The 20,698-nt window shown below is 39.8% G+C and carries 16 protein-coding genes; 6 read left to right on the forward strand and 10 right to left on the reverse strand.

Going from position 1 to position 20,698, the window contains the following annotated elements:
- Positions 1-138 precede the first annotated feature (138 nt).
- From D0T08_RS04140 to D0T08_RS04170, 7 genes are all read right to left on the reverse strand, one after another.
- Positions 139-1,782 carry a serine hydrolase gene (locus D0T08_RS04140; RefSeq protein WP_116981308.1) on the reverse strand — a complete coding sequence of 548 codons (1,644 nt, stop codon included), beginning with the start codon at positions 1,780-1,782 and terminating at the stop codon, positions 139-141.
- Between the two features lie 74 nt (positions 1,783-1,856).
- A complete protein-coding gene (locus tag D0T08_RS04145) occupies positions 1,857-2,666 on the reverse strand; it encodes an AraC family transcriptional regulator (RefSeq protein WP_116981309.1) in 810 nt (269 codons plus the stop codon).
- Positions 2,666-3,229, reverse strand: a complete 564-nt coding sequence (gene msrB / locus D0T08_RS04150; RefSeq protein WP_229238889.1) for a peptide-methionine (R)-S-oxide reductase MsrB — start codon at positions 3,227-3,229, stop codon at positions 2,666-2,668. Before msrB ends, D0T08_RS04145 begins: the two co-directional genes overlap by 1 nt.
- Before the next feature lie 105 nt (positions 3,230-3,334).
- The gene (locus tag D0T08_RS04155) at positions 3,335-4,993 is read right to left on the reverse strand and encodes a serine hydrolase (RefSeq protein ID WP_116981310.1); all 1,659 of its coding nucleotides are present in this window, start codon (positions 4,991-4,993) and stop codon (positions 3,335-3,337) included.
- A gap of 210 nt (positions 4,994-5,203) precedes the next feature.
- Positions 5,204-6,253, reverse strand: a complete 1,050-nt coding sequence (locus D0T08_RS04160) for a sugar phosphate isomerase/epimerase (RefSeq protein WP_116981311.1) — start codon at positions 6,251-6,253, stop codon at positions 5,204-5,206.
- A gap of 56 nt (positions 6,254-6,309) precedes the next feature.
- Positions 6,310-9,150, reverse strand: a complete 2,841-nt coding sequence (locus D0T08_RS04165) for a c-type cytochrome (protein ID WP_116981497.1) — start codon at positions 9,148-9,150, stop codon at positions 6,310-6,312.
- A 324-nt stretch (positions 9,151-9,474) separates the two neighbouring features.
- On the reverse strand, positions 9,475-10,806 hold the full coding sequence (locus D0T08_RS04170) for a thioredoxin family protein (RefSeq protein ID WP_158561188.1): 1,332 nt from the start codon (positions 10,804-10,806) through the stop codon (positions 9,475-9,477).
- Between the two features lie 167 nt (positions 10,807-10,973).
- On the opposite strand from D0T08_RS04170, the gene D0T08_RS04175 reads away from it, so the two are divergent.
- On the forward strand, positions 10,974-12,182 hold the full coding sequence (locus D0T08_RS04175) for a chorismate-binding protein (RefSeq protein WP_116981313.1): 1,209 nt from the start codon (positions 10,974-10,976) through the stop codon (positions 12,180-12,182).
- A gap of 198 nt (positions 12,183-12,380) precedes the next feature.
- Here D0T08_RS04175 and D0T08_RS04180 read toward each other — a convergent pair whose 3' ends face one another.
- The 3 genes from D0T08_RS04180 to D0T08_RS04190 form a co-directional block, all read right to left on the reverse strand.
- Complete coding sequence (locus D0T08_RS04180) at positions 12,381-13,439, reverse strand: hypothetical protein (protein ID WP_116981314.1); 1,059 nt, start codon at positions 13,437-13,439, stop codon at positions 12,381-12,383.
- Between the two features lie 235 nt (positions 13,440-13,674).
- Complete coding sequence (locus D0T08_RS04185) at positions 13,675-14,367, reverse strand: hypothetical protein (RefSeq protein ID WP_116981315.1); 693 nt, start codon at positions 14,365-14,367, stop codon at positions 13,675-13,677.
- A gap of 2 nt (positions 14,368-14,369) precedes the next feature.
- The gene (locus tag D0T08_RS04190) at positions 14,370-16,577 is read right to left on the reverse strand and encodes a carbohydrate binding family 9 domain-containing protein (RefSeq protein ID WP_116981316.1); all 2,208 of its coding nucleotides are present in this window, start codon (positions 16,575-16,577) and stop codon (positions 14,370-14,372) included.
- A 232-nt stretch (positions 16,578-16,809) separates the two neighbouring features.
- Between D0T08_RS04190 and D0T08_RS04195 the strand changes: the two genes are divergently transcribed.
- The 5 genes from D0T08_RS04195 to D0T08_RS04215 all read left to right on the forward strand — a co-directional run bounded on the left by D0T08_RS04195 (position 16,810) and on the right by D0T08_RS04215 (position 20,588).
- Positions 16,810-17,691 carry an alpha/beta hydrolase family protein gene (locus D0T08_RS04195; protein WP_116981317.1) on the forward strand — a complete coding sequence of 294 codons (882 nt, stop codon included), beginning with the start codon at positions 16,810-16,812 and terminating at the stop codon, positions 17,689-17,691.
- A gap of 146 nt (positions 17,692-17,837) precedes the next feature.
- Positions 17,838-18,188, forward strand: coding sequence for an aspartate 1-decarboxylase (gene panD / locus D0T08_RS04200; RefSeq protein WP_116981318.1), 351 nt, complete (start codon positions 17,838-17,840; stop codon positions 18,186-18,188).
- A complete protein-coding gene (locus tag D0T08_RS04205) occupies positions 18,185-19,177 on the forward strand; it encodes a lysylphosphatidylglycerol synthase transmembrane domain-containing protein (RefSeq protein WP_229238890.1) in 993 nt (330 codons plus the stop codon). Before panD ends, D0T08_RS04205 begins: the two co-directional genes overlap by 4 nt.
- A 175-nt stretch (positions 19,178-19,352) precedes the next feature.
- Positions 19,353-19,832 (forward strand): D-glycero-beta-D-manno-heptose 1-phosphate adenylyltransferase, encoded by a 480-nt coding sequence (gene rfaE2, locus D0T08_RS04210; RefSeq protein ID WP_116981319.1) that lies wholly within the window; start codon positions 19,353-19,355, stop codon positions 19,830-19,832.
- A gap of 57 nt (positions 19,833-19,889) precedes the next feature.
- On the forward strand, positions 19,890-20,588 hold the full coding sequence (locus D0T08_RS04215; RefSeq protein ID WP_116981320.1) for a zinc metallopeptidase: 699 nt from the start codon (positions 19,890-19,892) through the stop codon (positions 20,586-20,588).
- Positions 20,589-20,698 lie beyond the last annotated feature (110 nt).

Raw genomic sequence — 20,698 nt, forward strand, 5'->3', positions numbered from 1 at the left:
CATTGGTATTTCAATAGGAGTATAATTCTTTATTCTTTCAATACTTTGCCCTAAATTCGCTTTTTTAAATAGACAGACCCTTGGAGACGTATCGCAATCGCGTGGCGAACCGACGTCTCTACGAAAAAAACATTCTAATCACCGCACCACCGAAGGTAAAATATATTCCTGCATCATTCTATCAACCTGTGAATGACCATACGGGCGGTTGTAGGCTTTGGCTGTAATGACTACTGTTAACGGATAATCTTTGAAGACATAGATTTTGCTTCCGCCATTACCTGCACAATAGAATGTTTCATAATCTTTACCGTTGACAGTAAAGGTTTTGTTCCAGAATAAATAGCCATAATACTCATTAATTCTGCCCGGAATAGGTAGGTATCTGGTAAAGGATTTGTCGACCCAGTTTTGAGGAATAATCTGTTTCCCATTCCATTTGCCTTTTTGCTGGTAAAGCTGTCCATATCTGGCATAACCTAAAGCTGACAGCTTTAAACCTCCGGCTGTGTTTACTACCTTTTGTGGAGTATATTGCCATTCGTAGTTTTTAATGCCTAAAGGAGCAAAAAGTTTTTTATCCGCATACTTTTCCAGACTTTCAGGTACTGATTTGTTGAGGATATCGCCCAATAAAACCACACCTACAGTAAAATAATCCCATTGCTTACCGCTGACTTTCTTGTCGTCCATTCCTAAATCCAGCCCAAATTTTACCCAGTTATCAGTCGGATACATATTTTCCTCATTGCCCGGAGAAGCACCATCGCTATCAGAGCCATTAAAAGCCGAACTCATTCTGAGTAAGTCCTTAATTTTTATACTATCCTTTTTAGGGCTATAATTGGCATACTTCTTTAAATCATAAAATTGGTCCAGCGTCTGGTTTTCGTCTTTGATATAGCCTTCACCAATAGCAATGCCCATCATGGTAGAGGTAAACGACTTACCCACAGAACGGGTATCGTGCAAAGTGCCTCTATCAGCCTTATTAAAGTACTCTTCCAGAAGCAGTTTACCATCTTTTATCACAACAACGCTTGAAATCTCTTTCAACTTATTAATGGCAATCAGTCTGTTCATTTCCTCAATCTTTGATACGTCAATAGAAGCCTTTGAAACCTCCCAGCCTGAATTTGGTTGAATCGGCTGTACAGCTATCTGCTCCCGTGTAAGTTCGGGCGTTTTAATAATGAGTTTGATTTCTCCCTGCGCAATCAAATCTCCTACTTTTACTTCTTCTCCTAATTTGATATAAGGGCGCATTTCTAATCTGAACTGATGTGTTCCATCGGTAAGAGCATCTTCGCCACCTCTCAGCATGAATCGGTTAAACATATAAACCGCCCACCAGTCTTCTCCTTTTGAGGTAGTTATGGGTACTCTAAAGGTCGTAGTCGTATGCTTTTTCAAGCCTGCACCGTGATGCAGATTTTCTTTGTAGATAAGTTTGCCATCGACATAAAAAGAAAACTGATAATTACCTTTTGTAATGATTTCGTCGGCCAGAATATCTGGTGCTAGTTGGTGTAGATAATTGGTGATTGAATTACCCAGAAATGGTCTGATGCTCAAATCAGATACATATTTCAGCTCAAAACTGGTCAGGAAATCACTTTCTTTTAATTGGTCGATAGGAATATCGCTCGGCAGAAAGGCAATTCGCCCGACATTGGCCTTGTGTAAAGGATTAACAAAACCATCGGTTTGAACAATATCTTTGATTTGTGCGCTTGCAGTGGCAGCGTAGAAAGTAAATAAGATTAAGAGTAGCTTTTTCATTTTTCATTTTATTTTGAATTACAAAGGTACACATCTCCTAATCTCAAAAAATAGAACAGAATTAACATCAGGTGCTAATTCAAAACATTTTTACGGTATTCTAAAGCATTTATGCCGTTGATGGCCTTGAAGCAGCGACCAAAATGGCTCTGATCGGCAAAACCGCATTCAAAAGCTACATCAGCCAGTGATTTGTTTTTCTGAGAAAGTAGCGACAGTGATTTCTCCACTTTCAGCTTTCTGATATATTCACCTATATTACAATGAAAGTATTTAGAGAAATCTCTGGAAAGGTGAACCGGATGGATACCTAATTCGGCAGATAATTCATTGAGGCTCCATTGCTCGGCAAAAGTATCATGCAATAATTCTTTCAACTGCCCTACCCATGTCGGATTCTTGTAGATGGTGCTTTCATTATCTCTTTCCATCTGACTCAATAATTGTAACAATAAGGTCTGAACGCCTAAAGGAGCTGTTATATCATCCGTTTTAGATTCTATAAAAATCTTATATAATATCAACTTCAATGCAGGGTTCGAAATATTCAGACTACCCATCAGTTTATCCAAACTAAAGTCGATATCGTTAATCCATTGATGGGTTAATTCGATATGAAAGCCACGGGTAAAGCCAGGTGGTTTAATATTATAGTGAGGCTCCTGCCAGTTATGAAACAACAGACTTCCTGCATTACAATTATAGACTTCTTTCTTATTACCCTCTATCACTTTGCCTTGCAGAATAAAAGTAAAATAGGCATTTTCATGATAATGCCAGTCTACTTTATCCAGGGTATATTCAGTATCAGTCAAAGTAATGCCCTCCAATGCAATAGTGCGATTGGTTTGCCCATGAAATTGCCCTGTTTGTAAGTGTTTCATTAGTTAGATTCCACCTGCGTTTTATCATCTGGCTCAAAATCCAACGCAATGGAGTTCATGCAATAACGTTTGTGCGTAGGTGCAGGACCATCATCAAACAAGTGGCCTAAGTGACCGTTACAACGGCCGCAAAGGGCTTCTGTACGATGCATGCCATGCGAATAATCTTCCTCGTATACCACGCTGCTTTCGTCTTCCTGCTCAAAGAAGCTTGGCCAACCACACATACTGGCAAATTTGGCATCAGAACGAAATAGCTTATTGCCACAAGAAGCACAATAATAGGTACCTTTGCCTGTATAGTTCCAGTACTTTCCGGTAAACGCCCTTTCAGTTGCTTTCTGACGCATAATAGCATATACATCAGGACTTAATACTTTCTTCCATTCTGCATCACTTACATGCAAGGGCATTTTATCGATATGTGAATAATACGGATTTCCTTTTTTAATTTCTTCGGTTTGCATAGTATTTTGTTTGGATTTATTCTGACAGCTAATAAGGCCAATAGCTAAGCAGGTTAAGCTTAAAACTATTACTTTCAGGCCACGGACTTTTATCATGTTTGTTACTCGGATATTTAATTTTCTCATTTCTCCCACTCTAAAGAAACGTTGTACTTTGTCAAAATGTTTCATTAAAATTAACTGCACACAAGTTATTAGCCCCTATTTTTTCTTCACAAACTTCAATCCGTTTATTCTTCCAGAACTTAAGGTAAAACCTTCAATCTCTCCTGCACTATTTGCTTCAAAAACCATTGTAGCACTTTCCAGATTCTGATAGCTGAATTGTAGCCTATTGTATTTTTTCAATATCTCTGCTTTTTCAGGAGCATTAGTACCCACTTTAAACCATAGTGCATTCTTGTCGGCATAAAATGTATAGATAGCTTTTTGCTCAGCACTCTCATACTCGCCTACATACTTTTTAAACAAATCGGGCGTAACTGTGGCTAATCGTGTGGCTGTGGTTTTGCCCTGTTTTTGTACCACGGTTAATTGCTGCATTAATCCGCCTACCTTATTATCAAAAATTACTTTATCACCGTTACTAACATTATAACTATTTTCAGTATCCGGTGTAAGTATGAGCATTGGTTGCCCGGTTATTTGTCCGCTCAATACACCGCCTTTATATTGAATATCAATCAGTACATTCGGAGCTACTTCGTATTTACCCATAATGGCACAATAATTCTCTACTCCTGATTTTTTAACCGGCACTTCATTAACCAAACTACTTTTATCATTAAAAACATAGACATCAGCCACGCGCCTGCTGATAGTTTCAGGGTTGATTTCTCCTGAATTACCCAGCACTATAATAGAAATATGTTTACGGGGAAAGCGTAATATCTCGGCTCTATATCCTAAATAGGCTCCCGGATGTGTATGTATGGGCTCGCCCTTATATGAACCTGTCATGATACCCATCCCATAGCTTAAAAGGTTGCCGTTCTCCAGCTTGCCTCTATTTAAAAGAGAGAAACTAATAGAATTTTTATCATAAAATGTATTATCCCAGATAGCTATGTCTTTCAGATTAGTTACTGCTCCTTCATCTCCCATAGTCCTGTGCCCGTTTTTATAAGCAAAATAGCCTTTTTCATTTTTGCCGTAACTATAAGCCAATAAAGACACAGACGCAGGCTTGCTCTCTTCAATGCTGGTTTGTTTCATTCCCAGTTTCCCAAATAGCTCTTTCTCTGCATATTTACTCAATGATAGTCCGCTTACTTTATGAACAACTTCAGCGAGCAAGATATAATTAGAGTTACTATAAACACACCGTTGCCCCGGTTGGAAATTCAAACTGCTTTGCTGTTTAATTATTTCCAGAGCCTCTTTATTAGTAAATGCTGCTTCAAAACTTCTGCCTGTCAGCCACATCAGCACCATATAATCCCGTATGCCACTGGTATGATAAAGCAAATGATAGATGGTTATGGATTTTCCATAATCAGGGAAATCAGGTAGATATTTATGAATATCATCTTCGAACGATAATTGTTTTTTCTGAATTAAGGAAACAATAGCTGCAGCCGTAAACTGCTTACTCACCGAGGCTATTTCATAACTGACATCAGGTGCATTAGGTATTTTCTTCGCTATGTTAGCCATACCATAACCTTGCTGGAATACGAGATTTCCGTCTTTGATAATACCAACAGTCAAGCCTGGTTTATTTTTGCGATCATATTCTTTTAACAGCAATTCAATATCGGCAACTATTTCGCTGGTAATATTGGCCTGCGAAGCACAGGGAATTGCTGCGCTCAACAGATAAAACAGGAGCGTTATTATTGAGGAAGTAAAGTTTAACATAAAAATGAGTGGGTGTAAGACTGAATAAATTTAGAAAAAATCCCGAACCCTTAAATATTTCTTTTTATGAATGGCAAAAGCTACCAGTTTTGTAGTATAAATTGATAGATGAGATTCTTAAACCAATCTAAATCACTGTAAATCAGCTAATAAAAAAATCCCGACTCCACTATTACATGAAATCGGGACTGATTTAATAATAATCATAGGTTAACTCAAAGAATTCTTGCAGAACTCTAAACATTTTTTCACTTCTGCTACCGGAGTTGAGCCCTCTGGTACTTTGTACTCTAGCTCAATTGTAGCAGGGAAATTATATTTATTGTCCTTTATCAATTTCAAAGCCTCTCTGATTGGCGTATCTCCTTGGCCCCATACCACATTACCTTTGCCATGCGCCGGAGTCTGACGGTCTTTGATGTGCATGCTTACGATACGATCGTGTTTTAACTTAATGAAATCTAATGGATTCGGGTTACCTGCAGCCACGAAGTGACCAAAATCAAGGTTTAATGAATTGGCCGGTGATTGCGCCAAAGCTGTATCCCATAAAGTATACGTTTGTTGCTCGTGGCCATGATACCCTACTTTCACACCAACTTTTTGGGCAATAGTACCCAGTTTCAAGGTATGGTCATCGTTTGATGGATGCTCTAATGTTACTTGATTAGCGCCTAAGGCCTTAGCAGCTCTCATACCAAATTCCATTTCTGCATCGCTATTGTTTCTGCCGAACGCATTTGGCTTGAAGGCGTATATAGATACCCCTGCTTTTTTGTAGGTTTTGCCCAGCTCTTCAAATTTAGCCAGAGAAGCACCTGCTCTCCATTTTGCCACTTCGGCATTATAAGATTTCATTTGTGCTTCGGCATCTTCCAGTTTCTTTTTTTCTTCAGCGGTTAATTCCTGTTTTTCGTTTCTTTTTCTCATTAACGGGAAAACAGAACGCATATCAACGTAGCTTTTAGGTTTGCCTGCATAGATTTCGGCAGGGTCTCCCATCAATTCAATGGCACTGATACCCGACTCTAACACATATTGCAAAACAGCTTCTGCGCTTTGGTCAGGCATTTCTCTGAATGAGTAAGTAATAACGCCAATCTGAACACCATTGATAAGTGAATTAGGCCCGAAAAGGTTTTTAATGTAAGCAGGCGCTCCGAAAACCGAGTTGCTTGCCAATACCGAACCTGAAACAAGTGTTGCGGCAGTTCCTAAAAACTGACGGCGTGACACAGAGGGATTGTTTGATTTTTCCATTGGATGATTATGTTTCGCTTACTTTTTTACGATTATGAAAATACTATTTACTATCATTAATTAAGTTCAAATACTTTGAGTTGTTTCATCGTCCACGGAATATCATCTTCCGGGTTGTCTATGCCCTGGTCGAGTTTTATTCTGATGAACTTTGCCTTTCTTGGGGCCAAGGCAATAATATTATCGCCATCATTCCCTTTTTGTGTGCTCAGGCTTGGCTGCCAGTTAGTACCGTCTGATGAAGTTTCAATCGTATACATTCTTGGGTGTGTCTGTACCATCGGTCTTTGACCCGGAGGTGTATTAGGTTTGGGTACCCAGCCTTTTTTCACCTGCGCTGCAGAATTAAATTGTATTTCGCTCACTGCCGTCTCTTTAGGAAACTCTATCTGATACCACATGCCTTTTTCTTGTTTCACACCAGTCGACCAACCCTCATAAGTAAAAGCACTGGTTGGTGTTACATTACCTCCGATACGTGTAGAAGCGGTATTGCTAGCGGTGACCTTCCACCCATCACGTTGTTGTAATTCATGCGGGACTAACTTTATTAACTCATCAAATTTATACATACCTGTCTGACTCGCTGTCTTCTGGCGTATTTTGGCAACTAAGTCAGTAGAAACCAGCGAAGCATCATTCGACAAACCATTGCGGATATAAGAAATCACATCAGCTACCCATTGGTCTGGTTGTTCTTTCATGCTTGCCATCATACCCCCTGCATAGGTTTTGCCCTCAATAGCACCATCCATGCCGTGTAATACTACTCTGATAGCATATTCAGGGTGAGATTGAATACGAGCAGAACCTGCCAGTGCCGGAGCTAATAATTTACCATCTCCTGCTGGAGTACCCTGGCCGCTATTACCGTGGCATTGCGAGCATAATTCATTATAAATTACCGCCCCACGGCTAAGCATCTCTTGTTGGTCTTTGCTTAATTCTGCAGCTATACCCAATCCTCTGGTAACTCTTGGTGGTTTGATAATCTGCTCGCCAACCAGTTTTACACCTGCTGCTTTATTTTTCTCTACTGTACTATTGATACTCGCTTCGAACTCAGGCAATTTCAGGAATTTGCTACTCAACATCGCCTGAATGGTTACATCTGTGTTGGCGTCAGCCAAAGCGGCTTTGTAGTTAGCATCAAGTTCTTTTTGTCCAGCTTTATAGAGCGTTTCTGCTGCTCTTAATGCCTGAATGCGGATGCGAGGATTTGCATCGCTCAATAGTTTTTGAGCAGTTTCTGTTTTTAAAGCGTCTAAGCCCTCCAATGCCCAGATGGCATGCATTCTTGCCAATATATTCGGGCTATTCAATGCCATTTTTTCTAAGGCAGGTACTGCAGAAAGGTCTTTGCGCAATACAATGAGTTGTTGGGCAGCGTCTCTCCACCAGCCATTCGGATGTTCGAGGTGTTTTACCAAAGCTGATGTTTTTTCGTTCAACATCTTAGGTTTGGTTTTGTCGCGCTCTTTGCTGTCATGAGTGATGCGCCAGATACGACCAAGACCTACTACTTTATCTAATTGATACTGCTCGATTTTGGTACGCAGATAAGTACCTTTTTGTGTCCATTGTCCTTCCTGAATAATGCCATGATACATATCTACAATGTACATGGTACCATCAGGTGCAGTAGCCATATCAACCGGACGGAAAAGTGGATCAGACGAACGTAAGAACTCTGATTGCTGGTCTTGGTAGACATTATGCAGTGTGGTAAGCCCCTCTTTCACAACAGGGTTGATCTGACGAACAATTCGGGCTACCGGCTCACCATAGAAGTACTGACCTCTCAATGATTCCGGTAGGCGGTCTCCCCGATATACGTCATTCCCGGCTGAACCGGTCACGCGTTTTAATGATCCATCAGGTTGTCTGATTTCATCCATCCCCCCTTGCATATCTGATATTTTTACAGCAGCACCCCATGGAATATCAAAGCCTTTGGCAAATTCGTTAGGCACTTCAAAGTTTCCATAATGAATCGGAAACTGGAAATAAGAGGGTAGACCACTGGCCCCACCCTGAAACCATAGTTTACCATCGTCGTCGTGAGTTATACCCCATTGTGCGCGGTTGAAACCTGTTTTCTCACGGATTACACCCCCTGGTGTTTCTCTTACACGGAAAGCATTTACTGTACTATAAAGCCAGTTATCCATGCCCCAGTACATAAATGCCTGTTGATGCTCTACATTACCCGAGCGGCCATATTTGTTGGTAAACAATTCTTTTTTATCGGCTTTGCCATCGCCATCCGTATCGGTATATTTATAGACATTGTCAGCGTCTGACTCCATCGTTAACACACAATCTTTGCCATACGGCAATACAAAACGTGGGAAAATCAGATTATCAATGAAAGTTGTTCCTGTTTCATAAACCCCATCATTGTCTTTATCTTCCCATCTTGAAATGCGGCTGGTTGGTTCTAATTCATCTTTAGAATCAGCCGTCAGCATATAAGACCTTAGTTCCAATACATACATGCGGCCATTGCCATCAAAAGCAATCGCACCCGGTTGCTGAATAGCAGGCTCAGTCAATACAGGCTCAATATGATAACCCGGAGGAAGCATAAAGCGCTGGGCTTCTTCTGATACATATAAAGGCTTAACAGGTTGTTTAGCTTCTAAGTCAACACCTTTCCAGTCGTCGCTATTAGGATCTGCTCCGGCAGGCAATGATAGTTGCGGACCATTTGGTGAAAGTGAATTGATCACTTCTTTGACTAAGTCTTGTTGAGGAACAGGAGTCGTACTGATTGTGCTTGTACCAGTAGTTTGCGTAGGCAGACTGGTTTTACAAGAGCTTACGAAGTACAGACAAAAAGCAAAGGATAAGAAAATTTTCAGTGTTTTGGAAGGGCTTTTCTTAGATACTTTCATTTTTTTATTTGAAAAATAATATAATGAATAAAAATACTTCATTATATATCACACTTCCAAGAAAATCGACAAATTCCCTGATTAAAACGGCAAATTAGGGGTTTGGGGGAGATTGGTGGGGTTTGAATATCTGAGCTATCATCATCCTCCGCTTTCACCGACAGAAACGGTCCGCTGTCGCGGTCGGTGGCTAAGATAACAAAGGTATTTTTTTGCTTACATCGTCGGACTTAAGTTCGGCTTAAATATATAAACATCCGCTGTTATCTTAGAAGGCGAATTTATTGGCTGTCCTTTGGTATATGAATCACAGAAATAACCATTTCACCTTTTCTTCATCTCCTTCAAAGCCAATTTCAATTCCTTAGTCTCAATACCCTGTTTTTTAGCTAATTTAATAGCCCCTTTTTCAGCCTTAATAGCTTCTTTTCTTCTTCCTAATTTCGAAAGGAGATTAGCATAAGTATCCAGATTAACAGGAGATTTAAATAATTCTATTGAACGTTCCGACCATTTCAAGGCGGTTTCTAATTCGTCTTTACTTTCAATTAACTGAAAATAGCCCCAGGCGTATTCATTCAGATGAAAAGAGGTCAGTTTTTGGGCCGAGGTCTTGATATCTTCCAAGGCTGAAAGATATTCCATCGTATTTTCTTTGATGCCTTTGGCTTTAGCCGCTTGTATAAATCTTTCCGTTTTTAGTTGAGATTCCGCTGCCAGTTGCTCGTTAGTTTTTTCCAGCAGTTTGGCTCCCTCTTTCGATGCTATCATTCTGAAATTATTGGCATCACGGGTGATTTTGGCAAAATCCAGTCTGAACTGCCTCTCTTCGGCCTCAAAACCTGCTTCACTATAGGCCGTCTGCCTTACTGCACTGATTAGTCTTTCAAATAATACATTATCCTTGGTTTCAATAGCTTTTTTAAATGTACCCCGCTTGGCTTTTGAAATGCCCTCTAACACAAATTTTTGCTGTTCAGGCGTCATATTCATAAAGCGGTCGAGCGAATTTCGTAGAATATCAAATGCTTTCGAGTCAATAGAACCAATATTTTCTGATATAATCATCAATACTTTTTCAGTCTTTTGCGCTGATTCGGGAATAGCTTTCAGGTATTCTTCTAAAATCCCGTCGTTTTGTTCGCCATTCAGTTTTTTTCTTTCCAGAAATTCGTATAAAAACTTAGCATCTCTTCGTCCTGACTTGAAATCTTCTTCTAATGCGGCAGTAGATTTATAATGGTTTCCTGCCTGCAAGGCTTTATCTGCTTCTGATAGAAACTTTTTGGCAGGCATAGAGCCTATGCTCTTATATACCAGTTCACCTTCCTGATTTACAAAGAGATAGGTTGGGAAGCCTGTAATTGCATATTTTTTTTTCAGGTCAATGCCCTCACCTTGCTCGGCATCTATTTTATAGTTGATAAAAGACGTATTAAATTTTTCACCGACTTCGGTATTGGTAAATACATTTTTATCCATGACTTTGCATGGCCCGCACCAGGTAGTATAAATATCTACGAATATCAGTTTATTCTGAGTTCTGGCTTCAGTGAGTATCTGTGCCCATGTACCCTCGGTAAATCTGATGCCCTTTGTCTCTTTGGCATGAACTGCGGTAGTGAACAAAAACAGGAAGTAGAATATTCTTTTCATGGATGAAGAGAGTTTTGGCACATTTCTAACAAATTTATAGCAATAAATCATCAACTTAAAAAATCTGCTTTTTTTTGAGCGGTTTTCCTCCCAAATTTGTTGTACAAATAAAGGGTTTAATAAATACATTATATCTTCGCTTTTTGTTTGAGATATAGTTAAGTGATATGACAACAACAAACTTCAAGACAAACACCTATCGACAAACACTCTGGAATGCAGCGATTGAATCAGGTTTCCCAACGGTCATGTGGCGTTTGCCTAAACAAAACGAAAAACATTTCTTAACTTCTTTCCTTAAAAATCCCGAACAGCTTAAGATTGAATTTGAAGATTTAGGCCCTGGTTTTGCATTTTCTCCTTTTATTAATCCTGACGGGAACGATACCTACTTTCTGAAAGCAGATTTACACTATATTTTTTCTGATGTTCTGAGTGAAAACGAAACATTTGAGGAAGTAATTGCACCCTCGTCTATTGACCCCAATTTTATTGAGTTGCTGAATGCTAAGGCAAAGACAAAACCATTTTTTCATACACAAAAAGGAGATATTGAGAGTGCCACTGCCAAAGAAGATTTTATTGAGGAAGTAGAGACCGCTATCAAGGACATTGAGGATGGAAAATTCAAGAAAGTAGTACTATCAAGAACCAAAACTATTGCCATACCTAACGATTTCGAGATAGTTGGCGTCTTCGATAAATTATGCAGAGCTTATCCTAATGCTTTTGTGTCGGCAGTATCGATTCCGGAATTAGGAATGGTCTGGATGGGGGCTTCTCCTGAAACATTGGTGAGTCAGGATGCGCAGGGGTTATTCCGTACGATGGCGTTGGCAGGCACGCAATCTGCTTTTGATGCAGAAGGGAATCTTATCAAACCATCAGAGGCATTATGGCGACAAAAAGAGATTGAAGAACATGCGTTGGTGAGCCGATATATTGTGAGTTGTCTGAAAAAAATACGGGTACGTGAATTTGAAGAAGAGGGGCCGAAAACCGTAATAGCAGGTAATCTGATGCATCTGCGTATGGATTTTATCGTAGATACGGTTGAAATCAATTTTCCTGAAATGGCTACGGTGATGCTGGATTTATTGCACCCTACCTCAGCCGTTTGCGGAATGCCTAAAGAACCTGCTAGGCAGTTTATTCTGGCCAACGAAAAATATGACCGTGAGTTTTATAGTGGTTTCCTTGGCCCTGTAAATATCCAGCAGGAATCCCATATTTTCGTCAATCTCCGCACCATGAAGTTGCAGAATGGCGTAGCCACGCTTTATGCAGGTTGTGGTATCACAGCCGATTCAAACGCAGAAAAAGAATGGATTGAAACAGAAATGAAATTACAGACGTTGGGGAAATTTTTGGTTTGATTAGTAGAGACGTATTGCAATACGTCTCCAGAGGTCTATCTTAACCAATAAATTTTAATTGAGGAGATTTTACAGCCTATAGACAGATTTTACCAATTTATAGGCCTTGAGACGTAATGCATTACGTCTCTACGAATAAAAAGCAAGGGAGCAATGAAATCTAATTTCATTGCTCCCTTTACTATTAAAATGCCGTAATTATTTCTTACCAAACAAGCGGCTCCAGAAACCTTTGGCTTTTTCTGTTACTTTCTCGGCAGCTTCTGCTGCTTCATTAGCCATTTCCTGCGCTTTTACTTTAGCTGTTTCTAATGCTTCGGCTGCATCTTCTTTAATATCTTCCAGTTTTTCTGCTGCCTGATTTTTCAGCTCGTTAATTTTCTCTTCGTTGGCGTACTTGGCTTTCAGTTCTTCAAATTTTTCTGAGGCTTCTGCTGCTACTTCCTGTACTTTTGCCTTAGCTGTTGAGGCAGCATCTTTTAAATCCTCTTTCAAATCTTCAAATTTATCAGCCGCATCAGATGCTACTTCCTGTGCTTTGTTTTTTGCTGATGAAGCGGCTCCTTTCACATCATCTTTGAAGTCTTCAAATTTATCAGCAATGCCTGAGGCTTCTTCCTCAACCTTTGCTTTGGCAGTATCAACTTTTTCCTGGGCAGTTGTTTTTACCTCTTCTACTTTCTCTTCGGCAACGGCGACTTTTTCTGCCACTTCTGTTTTCGTTTCTTCCACTTTAATAGCAGCTTCTTCTTTTAGCGCTGCTGCCTTTTCTTGCGCAATGCTTTTCACTTCTTCAACTTTCTCTTCTGCCAATGCTACTTTCTCTTCTGCTTTTGCTTTTACTTCTTCTACTTTGACAGATGCCTCTTCTTTTAATTCTGCCACTTTTTCTTTGGCGGCTTCTTTCACCTCTTCTGCTTTTTCTCCGCCAACTGCAGCTTTTTCCTTAGCTTCTTCTTTGATTTCTTCTACTTTGGCAGCAGTTTTCTCTTTGGCTTCTGTTACTGCCTCTGTAGCCTCAGCTTTGATTTCTTCAACCTTCGCTGCGGCTTCCTCTTTTGCTCCCTCTACTTTCTCCTCTGCCACGGCTTTGGCTTCTTCAACGGCTACGGTTGCTTCTTCTTTTACCTCAGCAGCTTTTTCTTTGCCTGCTTCAATGGTTTCTTCAACAGCAGCTTTCGCCTCTGCTACTGCATCAGTTGGAGTACTTGTTTCTTCTACTTTATCGGTGGTTTCGGATTTCTTGTTAGTTGCCATTTTTGTTTCAGAGTTTGAGTTAGTAAATGAGATAAAAGTGTCTGTGAAATTTTTACACAAATAAAACCAAAGCAATTGATTTTTAAGCAATTAGCCTGTTTTTTTATTATTAAAATTATATACGTAGGTGTTGTATAAACTTTACCACGGAGTGAAACTGAGTTTTGCACAGAGCTTCACCGAGTTTTTAATTAAATAATTAATCACTAATTCACTCAATCGCTCATTCACTCAATTACTTAAAACTGATAATAAAATGGGAAACAAAAGGATTAAGCATTTGTGCATTCGGGTCTTTTGATTCAAAAGATTTATCGCCCATTACCTTTTCTGCAATGCTGTTCAAAGCCTGGTTTTCGTAGTCATAGGCCAATATGATTGACAAATAACTGGTGCTATCGCTGTTCATCAGTTTACCGCCATTCCAATCTACAACCGAGCCGCCATAGTCCCAACCAAAGCCTGAAAAATTGAATGGTTTTCCGTTTATCAGCTCCAGTTCGGTTAGTTTAGTACCTACTTTTACCCCATTGGTTACATACCATTTTACCTGACTTTCTTTCCCCGGCTCTATAAAACCTACCTCTACATAGTCCGGATTTTTAAAGTTAAGTGTATCTTTCCAAACGATATGGGCTTCGTTGGGCGTGCCTTTATAAATGATTGTTCCTATGGAAAACATGCCCTCTGCTCCATAAATGGTGTCATGTGCACTTACATTTGCTTCGCCTAGTTTATCTATCAATTCCTGTTCGCTACTTCTACTCGTGATAATGCCGGCCCTTTCACCTGGAATACATTCCCAATCATTTACCACAGCCGCGCCACTATCAGCCAAAGCAGTTGAGTCTGCCTTTTGTTCGTTGGTATTTGAAGTACAGGCATTCAGTAATACAACCAATAAACTTTCCAATAATAACACTCTCATTTTTAAAATTGTTTAAGGTAACTGATTTTAGCAATCACATGGTCTTCCATCTGTTTTGGTTTTTGTAGCAGATTGTCAAATTCTCTATGGTTATACACCACATAGATATATGACAATGGCTGATACTCCCATGATAAACGAATATTATAATTCTGCGAAAGGTTCTCAGCGTTTTTCTGATAGAACCCTATCAACTGTACGCGTGGGTTTAAAGCAAAACGCCCTTCTATACTATATAGGTCTACTTTGGTAGTAGCATTCTCTACACCAACTTCTTTAAAATGATTCCGGTTATATCTTGCCAGAATTGAAATATGCGGAATCGGTGCTATTTGTAAACGAATATCATGCGAGTTCAATCGGCCGTCAAAATAAGTCCCCCATTCAAACGAAGTATTCAGACTAAGGGCTGCCGCCGGATTGGTACTGGCATAAATCTGGTGTCTTACATAGTTGTAATCACCTGTGCCAATAGTTACACCCAAAGGTATAAAAGCCTCTGTCAGCCTTTGAAAAGTAGGATTAATGAGATAACCAAAGAAGCCCCCACGCTGGAAATTCAACCAGATAGGGTTAATATTTAACTGTCTTTCAATCAGTTTTCCGGTAGATGCCTGATGATAAAACTCTGTCATAATACCGGGCTCAAAGGCACGGATAAACTTCTTGAACGGAATCCATTTCCCCCGGTTGAAGAAGAATACACCAGGTGTTGTCCCGATGACATCGCTTCTGGAAACAAAACCCATTTCAGGGTTAAAATCTTTCGTAACTATGGACTGTGTCCACCAGAATTTAAATTGATTGGTCGAATAATAATACTGCGCAAACCCTGAAAATCCCTGTTTACCACCATTAGTTGAGGTAGAATATACGGCCATCGTATTCAATGAGTGTGACTCACTCAGGCGGAAGAAGCCGTCTATAGTACCTGTCATATTACTTCCATCCGGACGGTTTTTCACCGTTACCAGGCCACCTATACGGCTTTGCTTACCAAAGTTTTCAGAATATCGTCCAACAAAGAAATTAGTGCCCGGACTATCCCCTACTTCACGCTGACGCATGGCAATTGCTCCATAGTTTCTTTTTAATGAACGATACACAAATCTGGCACCCACATCAATCGGAATCGGATTACCATTATCATCTAAACCTATTCTTCGACTGAAAAAGGGTTGCACACGCATGTTTCCACCAGAAAGGTCTTCGTTTGGACCCACGCCTACACCAAATAGCGAAGCATTCTCTAAGAAAAACTGTCTTCTTTCAGGGAAAAACACCGAGAAACGGGTAACATTATTTACCTGACGGTCGGCATCTGCCTGTGCAAAATCCGTATTGGCTGTTACATCTAAAATCGCATTCGGATTAATGGCCCATTTGATTTCTCCTCCAACCTTATACGTATTCTCGTTGGGTTTATTATCAAAATTCTTGTAACGGTCGAGTGAGGTCAGGAAATACGGCTGGATACGTAAGTTGGTCGATGGCGGTGGAGGTTGCAGGTTGCTTAATACCCCTGCGTAATCCATACGGGTATTGGTAAACGAACGGGGAAAAGGCGAAAAAGCCGTTTGCTCGTTTGTCAGGCGCCTGTTACGGAATACATTGAAACCCCAGTTCTGTGTCAGGGAATCTGTTTTCGGATAGCGCAGCGTTTTCCAGGGTACAGCCATTTCAGCTACCCAACCTGAATCTGTGCGGGAGGTGCGCACGCGCCAGAGTCCATCCCAGTCAATATCATAATAAATATCATCGAACGACAGAAAGTCTCTTTGTACGCCATACGGATTGGTCACCAGTGCCATAGCGTTACGCTTATCATTGAAACCGTCAAACGAGAGTGCCACTAAATCGTGCTGTCTGAAACTGAAATCACGTTTGAAATCGGTGGCACGAATGGCTTTTTTACCCAGCGAGTCTCGAGCAAAAATACCTACATACAAGTAGTTTTTGTTGTAGAGAACCCTCACTTCTGTTCTATGACTGGGTTGTTTCCCTTGGTAAGGCTCAATTTGTGTGAAATCAGATGTGGGTTTCGCCAACTTCCATTCAGGATCATTCATTACGCCGTCAATGCGTAACGTTGTACTGATTTGTATGGCTTCAATCTTTTTTTTAATCGAGTCGGGCTTGAAAATTTCAGCGTCTTGCGCAAAAGAAAAAGAAGTAATAAAAAATAATAAATTAGGTAGTTTTTTAATCATACGATATGTAGCTTTTCACTTCTACAAAAATAGCAAAAAGTAGCGTTTTATACTATTTTGAGCTATAAATTGAGAAATAAATCTGTGATTAGACTAGCTTTACAGTAAAAATCGCTTTGGTGCAAAATCTTATTTATTTTTTAGAGAATCCCGGCCTATTCCTTAGCTTTGCTTTCAGACTTCAGGTCTTAACTTAATCAATTTGCCTTACCATTACTATTTCAACTCTATGATGTCGCAAAAATTCCGTTTACTCGTTTTTTCTTTTCTTAGTCTTTCTTACTTTTATGCTCAGGCTTCAACTGTTGATAGCCTTGATGTACCCAGTGCAGTCATGAATAAAGCCTATAAAGCTGCCGTAGTACTTCCAGCTTCTTATGCCAATAACAAAGCTTCTTATCCGGTTTTATATCTATTACACGGTGGTTCAGGTCATTTTAATGATTGGCTCAATAAAACACCGGATAAAATGCTGGTTAAAAATCTGGCTGATCAGTTTAATATCATCATCGTGATGCCGGAAGGTGAAACTTTTGGCTGGTATCTGGATAGCCCCGCTGACCCAACCAATAAGTTTGAAACTTATATCACGAAAGAGGTAATCCAGAAAATAGATAATACTTATCGGACTGTTAAAAGTAACAAAGGAAGAGTGATTACCGGCCTTTCAATGGGTGGACACGGCGCTATGTATCTTTCAACCAGACATCCTGATTTGTTTTGTGCAGCAGGTACGATGAGTGGGGCAATGGATATGAATTATACCAGATTCAGAATAAATGAAGATTTTGCCAAATCATTAAAAGACCGTTTCCAGAAATTATTAGGAACATCAGATACTTCTAATGATGTATATATCAAAAACTCTATCATCAATATGGTAGACGCCATTAAAAAGAATGGTATGCCTGTAATTATTGATTGCGGCGTAGATGATTTTCTAATTGAAGCTAACCGTGAATTACACCACCGATTGGTATTTAACAATGTACCTCATGATTATACCGAAAGACCGGGCGCCCATACCTGGGAATATTGGGAAAATTCTTTGCCTTATCACCTGTTGTTTTTCAGCAAGGTTCTGAAAGCGAATGGGGTTGCTGTGGACAAATGATTTTTTGTAGGGGTTCAAAATTTTGAACCCAGAATGGAATTCACCTACACTGCATACTAATATTAAGGAATTTTATTCGACACCGGAATGTTTGTTTACTAAGCATTTTTATAATTTTGCACCACTATCAAAAAAAGGAAGGTATTATGCTTGTCAATATTTTTAAGTCGAAAATTCATAGAGTGAAAGTTACTCAGGCAGAGTTGAATTATGTGGGAAGTATTACGATTGATGAAGATTTGCTCGATGCCGCGGGTATTATGGAAAACGAAAGAGTACAGGTAGTGAATAATAATAATGGTGAGCGTCTGGAGACATACGCCATCAAAGGCAAGCGAGGTTCGGGAATTATCTGCCTGAATGGTGCAGCAGCCCGCAAGGCAGAGGTCGGTGATATTGTGATTATCATTTCGTATGCATGGATGACCCAGGAAGAAGCCAAAACGCATAAACCCCTTGTCGTATTTCCGGATGAGAATAACCGTGTAGTGAAATGATAAAAAAAGTTTTGCAATACACTATTTCTCTGGCAGTAGCCGGAGGCTTATTATGGTTTGTTTTTAAAGATATAGACTTAAACGCCCTTTGGGAAAAAATAAAACAGGCTGATTATAAATGGGTGGCGTTGTCAGGCGTTTTAGCTTTAGTTGCCCATTGGAGCCGGGCCTATCGCTGGGCATATATGTTACAGCCTTTGGGCTATAATCCATCAGTTTTCCGAACTACTCTGGCCGTTTTAGTCGGTTATCTCGCCAATCTGGTTTTTCCGAGAGCAGGTGAATTTGCCCGTTGCGGAACACTCAAAAATCTGGAAGATATTCCTTTTGAAAAATCGTTTGGAGCAGTAGTAGCTGAAAGGATAGCCGATGTAATGGTCTTGTTAATCTTGATTTTACTGAATCTTTTATTGGAATTTGACCGACTAAGTACGTTCTTTTTCAACTTCTTCGGCGATAAATTTAAGAATCCGATTCTTTTGTTTGGCTTGGGAGCAGCATTCATCATTCTAGCCTTTATGGCTTATCTGACTTTTAAACGTAATAAAGATAAAATTTCGCAATTGCCGCTTTATCAGAAAGTCAGTAAGGTTATTAAAGGACTGGCGGATGGTTTTTTAAGTGTACGCAATCTGAAGAACCCGATGATATTTGTATTTCATACCATATTCATCTGGGTGCTTTATTACATTACAACTTATGTTCTTTGTTTTGCCTTGCCCGAAACTGCTAATCTTTCACCTTTAGCAGCCCTGACCATTTTTGTGATGGGTTCTATCGGAATGGCAGCACCAACGCAGGGAGGTATCGGTAGTTATCATTTTCTGGTGGGTAGTATTGTAGTATTATATGGTTTATCTGAACAGGATGGTATTACCTTAGCCACATTCCTGCATGCCATGCAAGGCCTATTTTTTGTGGTGGTTTTTGGGATTGTAGCGTTTTTGTTGACGTTGGTTTTACCTAAGAAAAAGGTGGAAAGCGTATAAATAAAGAAAGTATTACTGCATTGGACGTTTGGAAGACAAGTGGCTTCGGCTCCGCTCAGCCACCGAAAGATAGTTTTCGTCTAAAATAATTTAAAGAGAAAAAAAGGAAGCCTAGCCCGGTGCCTGAGCGTAATCGAAGGCCGTGGGTAAGGAAAATGACCTTACAAAATAACAAATGACCGAATCAAAAATATTAAATAAAGAACAAGCCACAGAACAAGTAAAACAATGGCAATCTGAAGGAAAGAAAATCGTTTTTACTAATGGATGCTTTGACATTGTGCATTTAGGGCATATAGATTACTTAGAGAAAGCCAGAAACCTGGGTGATAAGCTGGTGTTAGGTTTGAATACTGATGCCTCGGTATCAAGGCTAAAAGGCCCAAGTCGACCTGTGGTAAACGAATATGCCAGAGCCAGAATGATGTCGGCGTTTGAATTTGTTGATACTGTCATTTTGTTCGATGAACCAACGCCTAAAGAACTGATTGAGACACTTTGTCCGAATATTTTGGTGAAAGGTGACGATTACAGCATCGAGAACATTGTTGGAGCAGATTTTGTTATAGCTAATGGAGGGGAGGTGAAAACGGTTGCGCTGGTAAATGGCTATTCAACAACAGCTATCATCAAAAAAATAAAGGATTTAGACTGATACCTTTTCAAAAAATCCGTTAAACTATCACAATTTAAATGAAAAAGTAAAGCTATGATGATTTTTGTAATAAGTATTGTTTTTATGTTACTTGGTCTGGCGGTTTCGTCAAGGTTAAAGCGGAAATTTGCCGAGTATTCGCAAGTGGGTTTGGCTAATGGCATGACCGGCGCAGAAATAGCCCGTAAAATGCTGAATGATAACGGGATATATGATGTAAGAATTATACAGGTAGAAGGACAATTAACAGACCATTATGATCCCATCAATAAGACTGTTAATCTGAGCTACGACGTATATAATGGTAACAGTGCGGCCTCAGCGGCTGTAGCAGCGCACGAATGTGGGCACGCGGTGCAACATAATGTGGCTTATGCGCCTCTTAAAATGCGGTCGGCTTTAGTCCCTATTGTTAATGTGGCGACTAATGCTATGAATTTCTTTTATATGTTTGGGTTTATGTTTATGGCTTATATTTTTTCAAGAAATACAGCCATGGCTCAAACAGTACTTTTAGCCCTGATAGTTGCCAACGCTATTATCGCAATTTTCTCTTTAATTACATTACCGGTGGAGTATGATGCCAGTAATCGTGCCTTAGCCTGGATGGAAAACAGAGGAATTGTGAATAATCGTGAACATGCCATGGCGAAAGATGCCTTGAAATGGGCGGCTCTTACCTATGTAGTGGCAGCGGCTGGTGCAGTAGCCAATTTATTGTACTATCTGAGCATGTTTTTAGGTAGACGCGACTAAGCCTTGTCAACAAAAAAATATTGGGAAACCATCGATCAAACGAGCTTATTAATTACTTTTGTTTGATTGATGGTTTTTCTGTTTAATATTCATTTTAATACTATTTCTAT

This window comes from Emticicia sp. C21, from assembly GCF_003418935.1.
In the GTDB taxonomy this organism is placed as follows: Bacteria; Bacteroidota; Bacteroidia; order Cytophagales; family Spirosomataceae; genus Emticicia.

Bases quoted from the DNA above. Each gene is read 5' to 3' on its own strand.
- D0T08_RS04140 (WP_116981308.1), bottom strand. From the start codon at position 1,782: ATGAAAAAGCTACTCTTAATCTTATTTACTTTCTACGCTGCCACTGCA.
- D0T08_RS04145 (WP_116981309.1), bottom strand. From the start codon at position 2,666: ATGAAACACTTACAAACAGGGCAATTTCATGGGCAAACCAATCGCACT.
- msrB (WP_229238889.1), bottom strand. From the start codon at position 3,229: ATGATAAAAGTCCGTGGCCTGAAAGTAATAGTTTTAAGCTTAACCTGC.
- D0T08_RS04155 (WP_116981310.1), bottom strand. From the start codon at position 4,993: ATGTTAAACTTTACTTCCTCAATAATAACGCTCCTGTTTTATCTGTTG.
- D0T08_RS04160 (WP_116981311.1), bottom strand. From the start codon at position 6,253: ATGGAAAAATCAAACAATCCCTCTGTGTCACGCCGTCAGTTTTTAGGA.
- D0T08_RS04165 (WP_116981497.1), bottom strand. From the start codon at position 9,150: ATGAAAGTATCTAAGAAAAGCCCTTCCAAAACACTGAAAATTTTCTTA.
- D0T08_RS04170 (WP_158561188.1), bottom strand. From the start codon at position 10,806: ATGAAAAGAATATTCTACTTCCTGTTTTTGTTCACTACCGCAGTTCAT.
- D0T08_RS04175 (WP_116981313.1), top strand. From the start codon at position 10,974: ATGACAACAACAAACTTCAAGACAAACACCTATCGACAAACACTCTGG.
- D0T08_RS04180 (WP_116981314.1), bottom strand. From the start codon at position 13,439: ATGGCAACTAACAAGAAATCCGAAACCACCGATAAAGTAGAAGAAACA.
- D0T08_RS04185 (WP_116981315.1), bottom strand. From the start codon at position 14,367: ATGAGAGTGTTATTATTGGAAAGTTTATTGGTTGTATTACTGAATGCC.
- D0T08_RS04190 (WP_116981316.1), bottom strand. From the start codon at position 16,577: ATGATTAAAAAACTACCTAATTTATTATTTTTTATTACTTCTTTTTCT.
- D0T08_RS04195 (WP_116981317.1), top strand. From the start codon at position 16,810: ATGTCGCAAAAATTCCGTTTACTCGTTTTTTCTTTTCTTAGTCTTTCT.
- panD (WP_116981318.1), top strand. From the start codon at position 17,838: ATGCTTGTCAATATTTTTAAGTCGAAAATTCATAGAGTGAAAGTTACT.
- D0T08_RS04205 (WP_229238890.1), top strand. From the start codon at position 18,185: ATGATAAAAAAAGTTTTGCAATACACTATTTCTCTGGCAGTAGCCGGA.
- rfaE2 (WP_116981319.1), top strand. From the start codon at position 19,353: ATGACCGAATCAAAAATATTAAATAAAGAACAAGCCACAGAACAAGTA.
- D0T08_RS04215 (WP_116981320.1), top strand. From the start codon at position 19,890: ATGATTTTTGTAATAAGTATTGTTTTTATGTTACTTGGTCTGGCGGTT.